This window comes from Amycolatopsis japonica (assembly GCF_000732925.1).
GTDB lineage: Bacteria > Actinomycetota > Actinomycetes > Mycobacteriales > Pseudonocardiaceae > Amycolatopsis > Amycolatopsis japonica.
In genome coordinates this window covers 3930833-3944741 of record NZ_CP008953.1, presented here as the reverse complement: position 1 = coordinate 3944741, position 13909 = coordinate 3930833, and the positions used below count along the sequence as shown (strand labels likewise).

Sequence of the window (13909 nt, the reverse complement as noted above, 5' to 3'; positions counted from 1 at the left end):
GTTCGGTGCCCTCCGGTTAAATGATCGCGAAGTCCCGACATGTGAGGAGATCTCGTGCGGAGAGCTAGAAGACTGGGGGCCCTGGTCGTTTCGGTGCTGGCTGCGGCCACGGCACTGGGCGGCTCGGCGTCGGCCGAAACCGTGCAGTCGTTCCACACCTCGCTCGACCCCGCTTCGGTGCGGGAGTCGGTGCGCTATCTCGTCGAGAACTACCGAGTGACCGAACAGGAGGCGTTGCGCCGCCTGGAATTGCAGACCGACGGCGGCAAGCTGGACGAACTGCTGCGACGCGACCGCGGCGCCGAGTACGGCGGCATGTGGCTCGACCAGGACCGGGGGCAGCTGGTCGTCGCGATGACCAAACCCGCGGCGGCCGAGCCGTATCTGAGGGCGATGCCCTCCCGTTCCGCTGTTCGCACGCAACAGGTCCAGCACTCGTTGCAGCAGCTCACGGCGGCGAAGGAACGCGTCGCGGCCAAGGTCGGCGCGGGACCGGACGCGGTCTACCTGCCGTCGGTGAGTGAGTCGGAAAACCGTGTCGTGCTTTGGGAACGCGACTGGGTGGCGCGGGCGAAGGCTGCCGTGGCCACCGAGACGAACACCGCGCAGCGGGCCACGGCGGAGGAATCCGGCATGGTCGTCTCCCGGGTGCTGAAGAATCCGAACGCGCTGGCCACGCCGAACGTGGATCTCGGTTTCTGTCATCCGCTCTACTGCACGAACTACGGTCCGATGCGGGGTGGTCTCCGGCTGGACATGAAGCGGGACGACGGCACCTGGGGCGGCTGCACCAGCGGGTTCAACCTGCGGTCCACCGGTGGCGGTTTCCCCGGCAAGGGCTGGGTGCTCACCGCCGGGCACTGCATGCGGACGAAGACCAACAACACGCCGACCCAGCACAACGGCAATGACGTCCTGCAGCAGCACGGCATCGAGAAGAGCTCGTATCCGTACGACTACGCGGCCCTGCCGTACGTCAACGACGCGGCGTCGACGAAGTGGCTCGAAGGCCAGACCGGCCGCAACCGTGTGCTGAAGTACTGCCGCAACGGAGGCATGGACAGCAACGGCGACACCCCGTGCGGTGCGCAGGCCACCTCGGTCGACGAGTACATCACCGGCGCGCGCAAGCTCGCCGAGATCAAGGCCGGGTATGTCGTCTGCGCTTCCGGCACGGCGTCGAGCAAGGTGAACTACCCCGATTCCGTCGACAGCGGAGCGGGTGCCGGCTACCTCGTCGGGACCCGCTGTGGCCGGGTCCTGTCCACGGACGTCGGCATCAACACCGACCTGTGCGCTCGTCCGGGTGACTCCGGCGGGCCTCTGTTCAGCCAGGCCGACCACGCGGCACTGGGCATCCTGGTCGGCAACCAGCAGTCCCGCTCGGGCCCCTGCCAGGCCGGTGAGCTCAACAATTACGCGCCGATCGAGACGATCACGACCGATCTCAGCGAGCGGATCGCCAGTCAGGGATCCACCTTCGCGGTGATCACGACTCCGAACGGCTGATCGCGCCAGTAACTGGAGGCCCCCTTCGTCGCGGACGCGGTGAAGGGGGCCTTCGCGTCACCTGGTCAGCAAGGGACCTTCGTAGCGCAACGCGTCGTCCTCGCCGTACACCCGGACCGTCAGCTCCGGCGGCTCCCAGGGCGCGAACACCTCGTCGATCGTCCGGGGCTCCGGCCCCAGGTCCACGTCCACGGCGAAGGTGTGTGCCACGATCTCGGCCTGGACGACCACTCCGTCCGCGTCGGTCACGTCCAGCCGGGTCACCCCGGGGTCGATCGCTCCCAGCGCGCCCGGCCGCGCGCTCCACACCGCGAACCCACGCTCCGTGGTGTCACTCCCGTATCCGGTGCTCATGATGTTGAACAGTGTGCTTTCTCCCGCCCGGAAGACGCATTCCGCCTCGACACCCGAATCCTGGTAGGCCAGCATCCGCCCGTCCCCGGTACCGGTCCCGATCCGGGCTCCGGTGTGCCACCCCTCGTATGACACCTGACCCGCCGATCCGGCGGACCGGTAAAGCTCGGTGAGGGCCGTCAATTCCGCGATCCACCGCGCGGTTTGTTCATCACTTGCCGGGGCCACTACGCGTGTGCCCTCCTCTCGGACTGTCCACAATGGTCACCATCGAGGCTGGCACACCCGGCTGTCGATCACATCGGGGTTTCCCCGGAGATCGCCCCGCCCACTGCACGGTTCGGTGCAACCGGCGTCGGCGATTAGGCCGAGCAGAGCAATCTCGCGGGATCCCCGTCATGGGTGATCCGGTCGCCCGTCGGAGTGTCGCCGGGGCGAACCGGCGACACTCCGAAGCAGAGGGGTACGGCTGATGACCGCGCAGCGCACGATCACGGACGAGATCGGCGAAATCGGTGTCTGGCTGATGGGCGAGTTCGGCGGCCGGTTGCCCGCGAACGTGATCAGCCGGGTGCTCAACGCGAGCAAGCGCGACCTCGAAGGCCGCATCGACCCCGAAGAGCTGGGCGAGATGTTCCATACGCTCTGCCGGTTCCGGCTGCAGCGGATCCTGGCCGCGGACGAGCGGATCACGGTCAAGATCCCGGACGCTCGCCTTTCGTGACGGTCTTGAGCTCGACGTACTGAGCGAGGCCGGCCGCGCCGTATTCACGGCCGATGCCGCTGGCCTTGTAGCCGCCGAAGGGACCATCGAAGCCGATCGGCGCCCCGTTGACGGTGACCGTCCCGGTGCGCATCCGTCGTGCGACGGCGAGCGCGCGGTCCTCGTCGGCCGACCAGACACCGCCGGAGAGCCCGTACTCGGAGTCGTTGGCGATGCGGACCGCGTCGTCCTCGTCGGTATAGGGGATGACGACGAGCACGGGCCCGAAGATCTCCTCCTGGGCGATGCGCATCGTGCTCTCCACGTCGGCGAACAACGTCGGCGTGACGTAGTTGCCCTTGTCCAGACCTGGCGGGATCCCGGAGCCTCCGGTGACCAGGCGCGCGCCCTCGGCGATTCCGATCTCGATGTAGTCGCGCACCCGCCGCTGCTGGTCCGGCCGCACCATCGGGCCGATGAAGGTCTTCTCGTCGGCCGGGTCGCCGACCACGAGCGATTCCATCATCTCCTCGAGCCCGGCGACGACCTCGTCGTACCGGTCGCGCGGCGCGAGGATCCGTGTCTGCGCGATGCAGGCTTCGCCGTTGTTGAGCAGTGATCCGAACTTCAGCCCGGCGATCACGTCCGCCATGACCGCGTCGGGCAGGATCACCGCCGCGGACTTCCCGCCCAGCTCCAGGCTGACCCGCTTCAGCCGCTCCCCCGCCAGCGACGCGATCCGGCGGCCGGCGGCGGTCGAACCGGTGAACGCGATCTTGTCGACGCCGGGGTGCTTCACCAGGTATTCGCTGGTCTCCCGGTCCGCGGGCAGCACGCTGATCACTCCGGACGGCAGCCCCGCCTCCTTGAGCAGGTCCGCGAGCAGGGTCATGCTGAGCGAGTTCTCCGGCGAGACCTTGAGGACGACGGTGTTCCCCGCCAGCAGCGCCGGGACGATCTTGGCCATCGACGCCGAGAACGGCGAGTTCCACGGGATGATCGCGGCGACCACGCCGATCGGCTCCCGTCGCACGATCGAACGGAACGGCGCGGACGGGTCCGAGGGCGTGAGCGTCTCCTCCCACCCGAATTCCTCCGCCGCCTTCAGGTACGAGACGGCGAGACGTCCCACTCCGGGCTGTCCGGCCCTCGTGAACCAGAGAGCGGAACCGTTCTCGGCCGAGATGAGCTCGGCGATCTCGTCCGCTCGGGCCTCTCTCAGCGCGTTCAGGCGCCGGAGCACCGCGATCCGCTCCTCCGGCGGCGTCCGTGGCCACGGACCTTCGTCGAAGGCGAGCCGGGCCGCGGCGACGGCGCGGTCGACGTCGGCCGGAAGAGCTTGGACGACGCGTCCGAGAACCGACCGGTCATGCGGGGACACGATGTCCAGCCGCGTCGGATCGCTCGGTGTTGTCCACTCGCCTCCGATGAAGAGCCTGTCGTTCGTGATCACCGTTCCGCCTCGCTAACTGTCACATCGGAGTAGCACTTATAACGGTTAACGACACAGCAGCGTGATACATTCCCGGAATGAGAGCCGACGCTACGCGCAATCTCGAAGCCGTCCTGACCACCGGCGCGCGCATGCTCGCTCACGACCCCTCGGCCAGCATCGGCGCGATCGCCGCCGAAGCCGGTGTCGACAGGCGCACCGTGTATCGGCGCTTCGCCTCCCGCGAGGAGCTCTTGGCCGCCATCTACGACTCGCGGCTGACCGCGGTCGAGCAGGTCGTCCACTCCGCCCGGCTCACCGAGACGGCTGTTCCCGTGGCCTTGCACCGCTACGTCGAGGGCATCATCGAGGTCAACCGCGCCTGGCCGGTCGAACTGACCCGGATGCGCGCCGAACCCGCCATCCAGGACCGCCGGAACCGGCTCTCCGCCGAGGTGGAGAGGTTCCTGCAGCGGGCCACCGACGAGGGATTTCTCCGCGCGGACGTCCCGGACGGCTGGGCGGGCAGGCTGCTGATCCAGCTCCTCCATCTCGCTTCACGGGAGGACATGGACGCGCCGCGCGCCGCCGATCTGCTCGTCGAGACCTTCCTGAACGGGGTCGGCGCTCGCTAAACTTCGTCACCCCGCGACCCCCATGGAGCGGCGACGTCACGCAGAGTGTGCGAAGGTGGCGGCATGGCCGCTTCCCACAGGCGATTCCCGCTGTCCTGGACCACCGTCATGCCGGTCGTCGCCATCGTCGTGCTGGCGCTGAGCTGGGGACGCGACCTGGGCGCGGTGCCGGTGATCATCGTCGCGCTCGCGCTCGGCGGGACGGTGCTGGCCGCGGTTCACCACGCCGAAGTGGTGGCACATCGTGTCGGGGAGCCTTTCGGCTCGCTGGTGCTGGCGATCGCGGTCACGGTCATCGAAGTCGCGCTGATCGTGACGATGATGTCCTCGGGCGGCCCCGAGGCCGGGACGCTGGCCCGCGACACGGTGTTCGCCGCGGTGATGATCACCATGAACGGCATCGCCGGCATTTCGCTCATGGTCGGCGCCCGTCGGTACGGCGAGACGCACTTCAACCCCGAAGGCAGCGGCGGCGCGCTCGCCACCGTGGCGACGCTGGCGACCGTCAGTCTCGTGCTGCCGACCTTCACCACCAGCACCCCGGGGCCGGCGTTCAACGGCACGCAGCTCACCTTCGCCGCCGTCGCCTCGCTGCTGCTCTACGGCCTTTTCGTGCTCACACAGACCGTGCGCCACCGCGACTTCTTCCTGCCGGTCGACAGCGAGGGTTCGGTCAAGGAAGAGGAACACGCCGAGCCGCCGACCAACAAGGCCGCGCTCACCAGCCTCGGCCTGCTGCTCGTCGCGCTGGTCGCCGTCGTCGGCCTGGCGAAGGTCGAATCCCCCGCCATCGAAGCGGGGGTCAGCGCGGCGGGCTTCCCGCAGTCGTTCGTCGGCGTCGTGATCGCCATGCTGGTGCTGCTGCCGGAAACGCTGGCCGCGACCAGGGCCGCGCGGCGCGATCGGATGCAGACCAGCATCAACCTCGCCTACGGTTCGGCGATCGCGAGCATCGGGCTCACCATCCCGACCATCGCGCTGGCGTCGATCTGGCTGGACGGGCCCCTCCTGCTGGGCCTCGGCGCGACCCATATCGTGCTGCTGGCGCTGACGATCGCGGTCAGCGTGCTCACCGTCGTCCCCGGCCGCGCGACCCGGCTGCAGGGCGGCGTGCACCTGGTCCTGCTGGCCTCGTTCCTGGTGCTCGCCATCAACCCGTGACACGAGTCCTCTTCGGACCGGGTTCTGTCGGGGGTCCCGGGTAATCTCAGCCCCGTGAACGCTCGGGACCGCATCCAAGAACTCGCCGATCAGATCGTCGTCCTTCGCGACGCCTACTACCGGGGCTCGCCGAAGGTGGCCGACGCCGACTACGACGCGATCGAAGACGAATTGCGCGGGCTCATCGAGGCGAATCCCGAGCTCGCCCCGGAGCCGAACCCGCTCGACCAGGTCGGCGCGCCCGCCGTCCTGCATGCGCCCATCCGCCACTCGCGGCCGATGTTGTCGCTGGAGAAGGCGACCAAACCGGAGCAGGTCGAGGCGTTCTTCGCCCGGTTCCCCGGGCAGCCGGTGGTCGTCATGCCGAAGCTCGACGGTCTGTCGCTCGCCCTCGTCTACGAGAACGGCCGCCTCGCCAGGGCGGTCACCCGCGGCGACGGGACCACGGGCGACGACGTGACCATGCTGGTCCGGGCGCTGACCGACGGCGTCCCGGACAAGGTCGACGCCCCAGGCCGGGTCGAGGTCCGCGGCGAGGCCGTCATGCTGCGTTCCACTTTCGCCGCCTACAACAAGGTCCACCCGGACAAGCCGCTGATCAACCCGCGCAACGCCGCCGCGGGCACCCTGCGCGCGAAGGATCCGGCCACCGTCGCCGAACGGCGGCTGCAGTTCTTCGCGTTCGACCTCTCCACGGAGCCCGACAGCGCGGAAACCGATCTCGACGGCGCGCTGCGGACGCTCGGGTTCGCCGCCGCCGACATGCGGCACTGCGAAGACGCCGAGTCGGCGCAGGCCGTCATCACGACCATCGAGCAGCAGCGCAACGATCTCGACTACGACCTCGACGGTGCGGTGCTGCGCCTGGCGGATCGCGACGCGTACGCCGCCGCCGGAACGCGGTCCAGTTCACCGCGCGGGGCGCTGGCCTTCAAGTTCGCCGCCGAGGAGAAGACCACCGTGCTCGCCGATGTCGTCTGGGACGTCGGCAAGACCGGCAAGATCGCGCCCGTCGCGTGGCTGGAGCCGGTGTTCGTCGGCGGGACCACCGTCACGCGGGCGACGTTGGCCAACCAGGAGGTCATCAAGGCCCGCGGGATCAAGATCGGCGACACCGTGCTGGTGCGGCGTGCCGGCGACGTGATCCCGTTCGTGGCCGGTGTCCTCGACGCCGCCAAGCGGACCGGCGAGGAGCGGGAGATCGTGCCGCCGTCGGTGTGCCCGTCGTGTGAAGAGCCGCTGACCGAACAGGGCAACAGCCGGGAACTGTTCTGCACCAACGTCGCCTGTCCCGCCCAGACCGTCCGGCGGCTGATCCACTGGGCGTCGCGCGCGGCCGCCGACATCGACGCGATCGGCGGCGTCTGGATCGAGCGGCTCGCCGAGGCCGGGATTCTCGAACACCCGTCGGACTTCTACCGGCTCACCAAAGAAAGGCTGCTGGAGTTCGATCGCATCGGCGACATCTCCGCCACCCGCATGATCGAGTCGATCAACGCGAGCCGGGCCGTCGGCCTGCGCCGCGCGCTGATCGGTCTCGCGATCCCGATGGCCTCCGAAGGCACCGCCGCGCGGCTGTGCCGGGCCGGGTTCGGTTCGCTGGAAGCCGTCGTGGACGCGGGCGAAGAGGGGCTCGTCGCCGTCGAGGACATCGGTCCGAAGGTCGCCGCGTCCCTGATCGAGCACCTCACCCGCCTCCGTCCCGAGCTCGAGCGGCTGCGCGAAGTCGGAGTCTCACTGGACGTGCGTGAAGAAGACCTCCCGCCGGTCGTCGCGGCAGGCGCCCCGCTGGAAGGAAAGACGGTCGTCGTCACCGGATCGATCAGCGACCCGCGCTCCGGTGAGAAGGTGCCGCGCCCGACCTTCCAGCGGCTGTGCGAAAAGGCGGGCGCGACCATCGCGTCGTCGGTCTCGGCGAACACGGACCTGCTCATCACCGGCGCGGACGTCGGCGCGAGCAAGCTCACCAAGGCCGAAAAGCTCGAAGTCGAGGTCGTGGACCAGGGCGTGATCTGGGGCCAGCTGATCGAGGCCGGCGTCGTCTGACCTCCTCCCGCGTTTAGTCCTCTGAATGCGGAAGTTCGTGTCGCGAACCACCGCATCCAGAGGACTAAACGCTGGGCTTCGTCCGGTAGCGCGGGCTCGTCGAGTGCCATTCGAAACCGCCGCCCATCCAGCCCCGCAATCCGCGCAGGAACCGTTGCAGTTCAACGGAAGGAACCGCGCTCAGCTTTTCGTGGGCGGCCTGGAAGTCACGGACGACGTCGTTGTGCAGTTCGACGGTGATCGCCGTGGCCTCTTCGATCGTGCATTTCCGGTCGTCGGCGATCAGCAGGACCGCGTTGCAGGGCGGCGATTCGTCCTCCAGATCCTTGGTGACGGAGTGCACGTCGTTGACGAGCACTGCCGCCGTGCCCGCTTGGATCGCCGCCTCGCGGACCCGAGGGTCGTAGTAGACGTTCGACGTCAGTTCGTACCCGCCGAGGACGTCGATCAACGTCATCGAGGTGTAGAAGCTGTCGTGCTGCCTGGCGGCGAGATACTCCCACGCGGGCGGGTATTTTCCGCTGTGGCGCCACGCCGCGTAGGCCGTCCAGCTCACGAACATCGCGAAGGTCGAGTAGCAGACACGCTGGACCTGCGCGGCCGTCCCGGATCGCCGCAGGAAATCCGTCGCCGAGCGCAAGGCCACCAGGACCCGGTCGTTTCGCAGCGTTTCGTCGAGGTCCCGGCTGAATTCGCCCAGTGACGGCACCGGGTCCATCGCGGCCATCGCCAGCGCGAGCTTCGGCGGCAGCTCGGCCGGCACCGCGCCGAGCGACGTGTCGTCGGCGTAGAGGTCGTCGGCCGCCCACCAGGCGGCGTTGAGCTTCGCCGAGATCAACAGCCGCTCGGGATCCTCGCAGTCCGGATGGGCGAGCATGACGAGCCTGCCGAAGCCCGCCTTCCCGATCTGCTCGCACTCCTCCTCGTCGAACCCGCACTCCCCCGCCCACAGCACCAGCCGCCGGTCGACCTCCACGGCGAGCGGGTCGTTGATCCGTTCGGTGACGGGGCAGTACAGCGGCGGCGCCGACCCGTCACCCCACGGCCGGTACGCGTAAGCCGGGTCGAGACCGGGTCCCTCAGGTGACGGAGCCTCCTGAGGAACCGCGGTCAGCCGGGCCGCCAGCCGGGCGGCCGACGTGCCCAGCCCGCTCGGACCGGCCAGCAGTGTGGCGAGCGCACCCTGTTCGGTCATCGCTTCGCTCTCCAGGTTCAGACGCGGTCCGCGGCGATGAGCAGATAGTGGAAGCTGCCTTCGCGGTAGGCGTCCAGGAACGGTCCTTCGATCCCGGTCGCTACCGAAGACTTCGCCCGCAGCTCCCAGTACGGGATCGTGTCCGGCGTCAGATCCACCACCGAGATCGGCACCAGGTCGTTGGCCGTCATGGCCTTGAAGTACGCGCTGCGCGGATGGATGTTGCACGTGTAGTGCTGGTCGATCTGCGCCACGGCCTTCGACCGGCCTCCGGTCACGTCGTTGTAGCACCCGGTGATGGTGACGTAGCGGCCGCCGAACTCCAGCTGTCGCGCGTGCTCGGCGAACAGCTCGTGGAGGTCCACGTACATGGTGCTTTCGTTGTTCCAGATCGCCTTGCGCGAGCCGCTTTCGAAGCCGGTGTCGAGCATGTTGCGGAAGTGGTAGCGCACCCGGTCGGCGACGCCGCGGATATCCGCCTGGTGATTGGCGAACTCGACCTGTTTCTCCGAGATCGAGATCCCGTCGACGTGGCAGCCGAACCTCGCGTTGGCCATGATGCTGGACCCGCCGCGCCCGCAGCCGGCGTCGAGGAGGTGGTCGTCCGGTTTGACGTCGCCGAGGTGATCGAGCAGGACATCGGCCTGCGCCGTCTCGAGGCGATGCATTTCAGCGATGATCCGCTCGTCGCGGGTCTCTTCGGGGCCTTCCAGCACCGACCAGTCGACCTCGCCGACCCCGTAGTGGTGGTGATAGAGCCCGTCCACATCGCCCAGACGCAGGTTGACCGGGTCCTTCTCCTTGTTCCAGTACGACGCCACCGACTTCTGGTACTCGGTGCGCAGAACCTTGGCGGGAGCGGGAGTACGGGCGATGGTCACGTGCGTGGTCCTTTCTGGAGCGTTGTTGTTCGTTGTCGTCGCGGGGCGAGGGGTCACCGCGCGACCTCGACGTTCTCCAGCACACCGAGCGCGTCGGGCACGAGCACGGCGGCGGAGTAGTAGGTGCTGACCAGGTAGCTGGCGACCGCCTGATCGGAGATGCCGTCGAACCGCACGTTCAGTCCCGGCTCGTACTCGTCGGGCAGGCCGGTCTGGTGCAGCCCGATCACGCCGTTGTCCTCCACGCCGGTCCGCATGGCGAGGATCGAGGACGTGCCGTTCTCGGTGATCGGAATCTTGTCGCAGGGCAGGAGCGGCACCCCGCGCCACGCGGCGACCACCTTGCCGTCGACGGTGGTGCCCTCCGGATACAGGCTGCGGCGCGTGCATTCCCTCCCGAACGCGGCGATCGCGCGCGGGTGGGCGAGGAAGAACTTCGTCTTGCGGCGGCGGCTGACGAGTTCGTCCATGTCGTCGGGTGTCGGCGGACCGGACCGGGTCTGGAACCGCGACTTGAGATCGGCGTTGTGCAGCAACCCGAACTCACGGTTGTTGATCAGGTCGTGCTCCTGCCGCTCACGCAGCGCCGAAATGGTCAGCCGGAGTTGCTCTTCGAACTGGTCCATCGGCCCGTTGTAGAGATCGGTCACCCGCGTGTGCACCCGGAGCGCAGTCTGCGCGACGGCCAGGTCGTACTCGCGCGGCGAGATCTCGTAGTCGACGAACGTGCCCGGCAGCAGCGGCTCACCGTCGTGTCCGGACGACATCCCGATCTCGGCCTCGCCCTTGGCGTTCTGCGGCTTTCCCTTGTGCGACAGCATGTCCTGCACATGGCGGCGCATCGCCTCCGACCGGCCGTTGAGGTCGGCGAAGTCTTCGGCACGCAGGGTCAGCACGATCACCGGGGTGACGGCCTTGGCGGTGAACGGCCAGTTCCGGTCGATACCGGCGAGCATCTCGTCGCCGAAATGGTCACCATCGGCCATGCTGCCGACGGAGGCTTCGGCACCGTACTCACCTGGCACGACCTTGGCGATCTTGCCGTGCGCGACCAGCACGACCTCGTCGAGCGGAGCGCCGTGGCTGACGATCGTTTCGCCGGGCTGGTACTCGTGTTGCACGAACCGGTCGGCGAGCGCGGTGAGCGTGTCCTCGTCGTCGAAACCCCGCAGCAGGGCCAATTCCGCGAGTTCCTGCGGGACGACCCGGACCTCCGTGCCGACGTTGGTGAAGCTCACCCGTCCATCGCCGATCGCGTAGGTCAACCGCCGGTTGACCCGGAAGGTACCACCGGTCGCCTCGACCCAGGGCAGCATCTTCAGCAGCCAGCGCGGCGTGATGCTCTGCATCTGCGGCCGCGTCTTGGTGGTCGTCGCCAGGTTCCGCGCGGCGGCTGGGCCGAGACTGAGCCGCCGGTCGGCCTCCGGCGTCGCGGCGGTCATCCTTCGCGGCCGAGTTCGGCGGCTTCGAGGACGGCCAGCGCGTCCGGTACGAGCACGGCGGCGGAATAGTAGGTGCTGACGAGGTAGGAGATGATCGCCTGCTCCGAGATGCCCATGAACCGGACGTTCAGCCCGGGCTCGTATTCGTCCGGCAGGCCGATCTGACGCAGGCCGACGACGCCCTGGTTCTTCTCCCCGGTGCGGATCAGCAGCACGGAACTGGTGCTGGTCTGGCTCACCGGGATCTTGTTGCACGGCAGGATCGGGACGCCACGCCACGACGGCACCTTGTGCCCGCCGAGGTCGGTGCCGGTCGGGTAGATGCCGCGTTTGCTGCACTCACGGCTGAACGCGGCGATCGTGCGCGGATGCGCGAGGAAGAAACCGGGGTCCTTCCACACCAGGGCGAGCAGGTCGTCGAAGTCGTCCGGCGTCGGCGGGCCGGTGCGCGTCGCGATCCGCTGGGTGAAGTCGGCGTTGTGGAGCAGGCCGAAGTCGGTGTTGTTGATCATTTCGTGCTCTTGCCGCTCACGCAGCGCTTCGATGGTCAGGCGCAACTGCTGTTCGGTCTGGTCCATCGGCTGGTTGTAGAGATCGGACACCCGGCTGTGGACCCGGAGCACGGTCTGGGCGACGCTCAGTTCGTATTCGCGCGGCGAGGTCTCGTAGTCGACGAACGTGCCCGGCAGCAGCGGCTCACCGTCGTGTCCGGACGAGATGTCGATCTCGGCCTCGCCGAAGTCGTTGGAGCGTCCGGAGTCCTGCGACGCCTGCTCGATCTGCGCCTGCAGCGATTCGGACTGTTCGAGGACGCGCTCGAAGTCCTGGCGGGTCAGGGTGAGCACGGTGCAGGCGGTGGACGCCTTGGCGGTGAACTCCCAGATGCCGTCGTCGTCCACGAGGGCCTGCGCGCCGAAGTAGTCGCCGTCCTTGACGACGCCGAGCGCGGTCTCGTCACCGTAGTGACCGGGGCCGGTCTTGCTGATCTTGCCGTGTGCGATGAGGAAGACCCGATCGGCGCGGTGCCCGAATTCGACGAGTACGTCGCCGGCCGCCACTTCCTGCTGTTCGAAGCGGCGCGCGAGTTCGGCGAGGACCTCTTCGTCGTCGTATCCCTTGAGCGGTTTCAGTTCACCGAGTTCCGCCGGGATCACGCTGACCTCGGTGCCCGCCTTCGAGAAGGTCACCCGCCCGTCGCCGACCGCGTAATTGAGCCGCCGGTTGACCCGGTAGGCACCGCCGTTCACCTGAACCCATTCGAGGGACTTCAGCAGCCACCGGGAAGAAATTCCCTGCATCTGCGGAACGGATTTGGTCGTCGTCGCCAGGTTTCGCGCGGCGGCGCGACCCAAACTCAGCTGCGGGTTTTCCGACCCCTGGACACCTTCGGCGGAAGTGCCCGATTCGGTCACGGTCACAGCAAGGTCCACCCTTCGATAGTCGTGTGAACAAACAAGATCCACAAATCGCGGCGTGCCGGTCATGCCCCGAAGTGCGGCCCCGCAGGATCAACATAGCAAGGGGTTTTTCCCACACAAGCGCACTTTCAGGTAATACGACAAGGCCACCCGAATGCCGATTTTCCCATTGTGCAGGAAAGCTTTTGCCAGCGTCACTCGGCGCTTTATGGCCGCCACGCAATCGGGCCAGTAATTGTTCTGAGGTGTCACGCGGGGCCGCGCCGAAACTCCCCGCCGTGCCCGCGGCAGGGCCGTTTGAGTGGCCCCACCGGACTCTTTCGGGTCGCCTCCGCATCGTCGTTCGCCACTGGCTTGACAGACAGCGACGAAACAGAGGGTTGCGTCCGGACACTCCGTCGGGTCATGGCTCAGCCGTTGCTGACATATCAGCGATGGCTGTACTGTCCCGCGCGTGCCGACCCGAATCGGTGCCGAACCCTGGTCTCCCTCCTCGATGGAGTGAAAGGAGCCCCATGACCCCGCCCGCACGGTGGAACCGGTACTGGGACGGCAAATCCCGCAACTATGACCGGGAAATGCAGTTCATGGACCGGAAGCTCTTCGGTGATTCGCGGGCGTGGGCCTGCGGACAGGCAACCGGCGACGTCCTCGAAGTCGCCGTCGGGACCGGCCTGAACCTGCCGCTCTATCCCGAAGGGGTCACGCTCACCGGCATCGACCTCAGCGACGGGATGCTCGCCATCGCCCGCGGCCGCGCCGAACGCCTCGGCCATCCGGTGACGCTACGGCGCGCCGACGCGCACGACCTGCCTTTCGACGCCGATTCGTTCGACACCGTGGTCTGCACCCTCGGGCTCTGCGCCATCCCCGACGACGGCAAGGCGTTGCGGGAGATGGCCCGGGTGCTCCGGCCCGGCGGCAGGCTCATCCTGCTCGACCACATCGTGAGTTCGTCCCGCGCGGTCCGCGGTCTGCAATGGATCGCCGAGAAGATCACCGTGCCGATGGCGGGCGAGCACTTCCTCCGGCGGCCGTTCGACAAGATCGGCGATCTCGGCCTGGCCGTCGAACAGCGGGAGCGGTTCAAACTCGGGCTGGTGGAACGGCTCGTCGCCCGCAAATGAGCCGTG

Annotated in this window: 12 protein-coding genes; 6 read left to right on the top strand and 6 right to left on the bottom strand. The window is 68.0% G+C overall.

All coding sequences use genetic code 11. The features are described 5' to 3' along the window. Positions 1–54: 54 nt before the first annotated feature. Positions 55–1509: a trypsin-like serine protease gene (locus AJAP_RS18395; RefSeq protein WP_228694975.1), complete on the top strand. Its 1455-nt coding sequence runs from the start codon at positions 55–57 to the stop codon at positions 1507–1509. A 57-nt stretch (positions 1510–1566) separates the two neighbouring features. Here AJAP_RS18395 and AJAP_RS18390 read toward each other — a convergent pair whose 3' ends face one another. Then, entirely contained in the window at positions 1567–1998 is a 432-nt protein-coding gene (locus AJAP_RS18390) for a hypothetical protein (RefSeq protein ID WP_228694974.1), read from the bottom strand. Positions 1999–2335: 337 nt separating this feature from the next. Between AJAP_RS18390 and AJAP_RS18385 the strand changes: the two genes are divergently transcribed. Further along, the gene (locus AJAP_RS18385) at positions 2336–2587 is read left to right on the top strand and encodes a hypothetical protein (RefSeq protein WP_038513300.1); all 252 of its coding nucleotides are present in this window, start codon (positions 2336–2338) and stop codon (positions 2585–2587) included. Here the strand turns inward: AJAP_RS18385 and AJAP_RS18380 are convergent. After that, on the bottom strand, positions 2559–4019 hold the full coding sequence (locus AJAP_RS18380) for an aldehyde dehydrogenase (RefSeq protein ID WP_038513296.1): 1461 nt from the start codon (positions 4017–4019) through the stop codon (positions 2559–2561). The two genes, AJAP_RS18385 and AJAP_RS18380, sit on opposite strands and share 29 nt — an antisense overlap. Before the next feature lie 77 nt (positions 4020–4096). Between AJAP_RS18380 and AJAP_RS18375 the strand changes: the two genes are divergently transcribed. The 3 genes from AJAP_RS18375 to ligA all read left to right on the top strand — a co-directional run bounded on the left by AJAP_RS18375 (position 4097) and on the right by ligA (position 7840). Then, on the top strand, positions 4097–4633 hold the full coding sequence (locus tag AJAP_RS18375; protein WP_038513293.1) for a TetR/AcrR family transcriptional regulator: 537 nt from the start codon (positions 4097–4099) through the stop codon (positions 4631–4633). A 63-nt stretch (positions 4634–4696) separates the two neighbouring features. After that, positions 4697–5794 carry a calcium:proton antiporter gene (locus AJAP_RS18370; protein ID WP_037338171.1) on the top strand — a complete coding sequence of 366 codons (1098 nt, stop codon included), beginning with the start codon at positions 4697–4699 and terminating at the stop codon, positions 5792–5794. 54 nt (positions 5795–5848) lie between these two features. Then, entirely contained in the window at positions 5849–7840 is a 1992-nt protein-coding gene (gene ligA, locus AJAP_RS18365) for an NAD-dependent DNA ligase LigA (protein ID WP_038513291.1), read from the top strand. 64 nt (positions 7841–7904) lie between these two features. Here ligA and AJAP_RS18360 read toward each other — a convergent pair whose 3' ends face one another. The 4 genes from AJAP_RS18360 to AJAP_RS18345 are packed head-to-tail and all read right to left on the bottom strand — an operon-like array spanning position 7905 to position 12776. Next, positions 7905–9035: a family 2 encapsulin nanocompartment cargo protein terpene cyclase gene (locus AJAP_RS18360; protein WP_038513290.1), complete on the bottom strand. Its 1131-nt coding sequence runs from the start codon at positions 9033–9035 to the stop codon at positions 7905–7907. 17 nt (positions 9036–9052) lie between these two features. Continuing rightward, positions 9053–9916 carry a geranyl diphosphate 2-C-methyltransferase gene (locus AJAP_RS18355; RefSeq protein ID WP_038513287.1) on the bottom strand — a complete coding sequence of 288 codons (864 nt, stop codon included), beginning with the start codon at positions 9914–9916 and terminating at the stop codon, positions 9053–9055. Positions 9917–9969: 53 nt separating this feature from the next. After that, entirely contained in the window at positions 9970–11358 is a 1389-nt protein-coding gene (locus AJAP_RS18350; protein WP_038513284.1) for a family 2B encapsulin nanocompartment shell protein, read from the bottom strand. Beyond that, a complete protein-coding gene (locus tag AJAP_RS18345) occupies positions 11355–12776 on the bottom strand; it encodes a family 2B encapsulin nanocompartment shell protein (RefSeq protein ID WP_038513282.1) in 1422 nt (473 codons plus the stop codon). The genes AJAP_RS18350 and AJAP_RS18345 overlap by 4 nt, the downstream gene beginning before the upstream one ends. Positions 12777–13291: 515 nt before the next feature. Between AJAP_RS18345 and AJAP_RS18340 the strand changes: the two genes are divergently transcribed. After that, positions 13292–13903: a class I SAM-dependent methyltransferase gene (locus AJAP_RS18340; RefSeq protein ID WP_038513280.1), complete on the top strand. Its 612-nt coding sequence runs from the start codon at positions 13292–13294 to the stop codon at positions 13901–13903. Positions 13904–13909: the final 6 nt, after the last annotated feature.

Bases quoted from the DNA above. Each gene is read 5' to 3' on its own strand.
- AJAP_RS18340 (WP_038513280.1), top strand. From the start codon at position 13,292: ATGACCCCGCCCGCACGGTGGAACCGGTACTGGGACGGCAAATCCCGC.
- AJAP_RS18375 (WP_038513293.1), top strand. From the start codon at position 4,097: ATGAGAGCCGACGCTACGCGCAATCTCGAAGCCGTCCTGACCACCGGC.
- AJAP_RS18360 (WP_038513290.1), bottom strand. From the start codon at position 9,035: ATGACCGAACAGGGTGCGCTCGCCACACTGCTGGCCGGTCCGAGCGGG.
- AJAP_RS18370 (WP_037338171.1), top strand. From the start codon at position 4,697: ATGGCCGCTTCCCACAGGCGATTCCCGCTGTCCTGGACCACCGTCATG.
- AJAP_RS18350 (WP_038513284.1), bottom strand. From the start codon at position 11,358: ATGACCGCCGCGACGCCGGAGGCCGACCGGCGGCTCAGTCTCGGCCCA.
- AJAP_RS18385 (WP_038513300.1), top strand. From the start codon at position 2,336: ATGACCGCGCAGCGCACGATCACGGACGAGATCGGCGAAATCGGTGTC.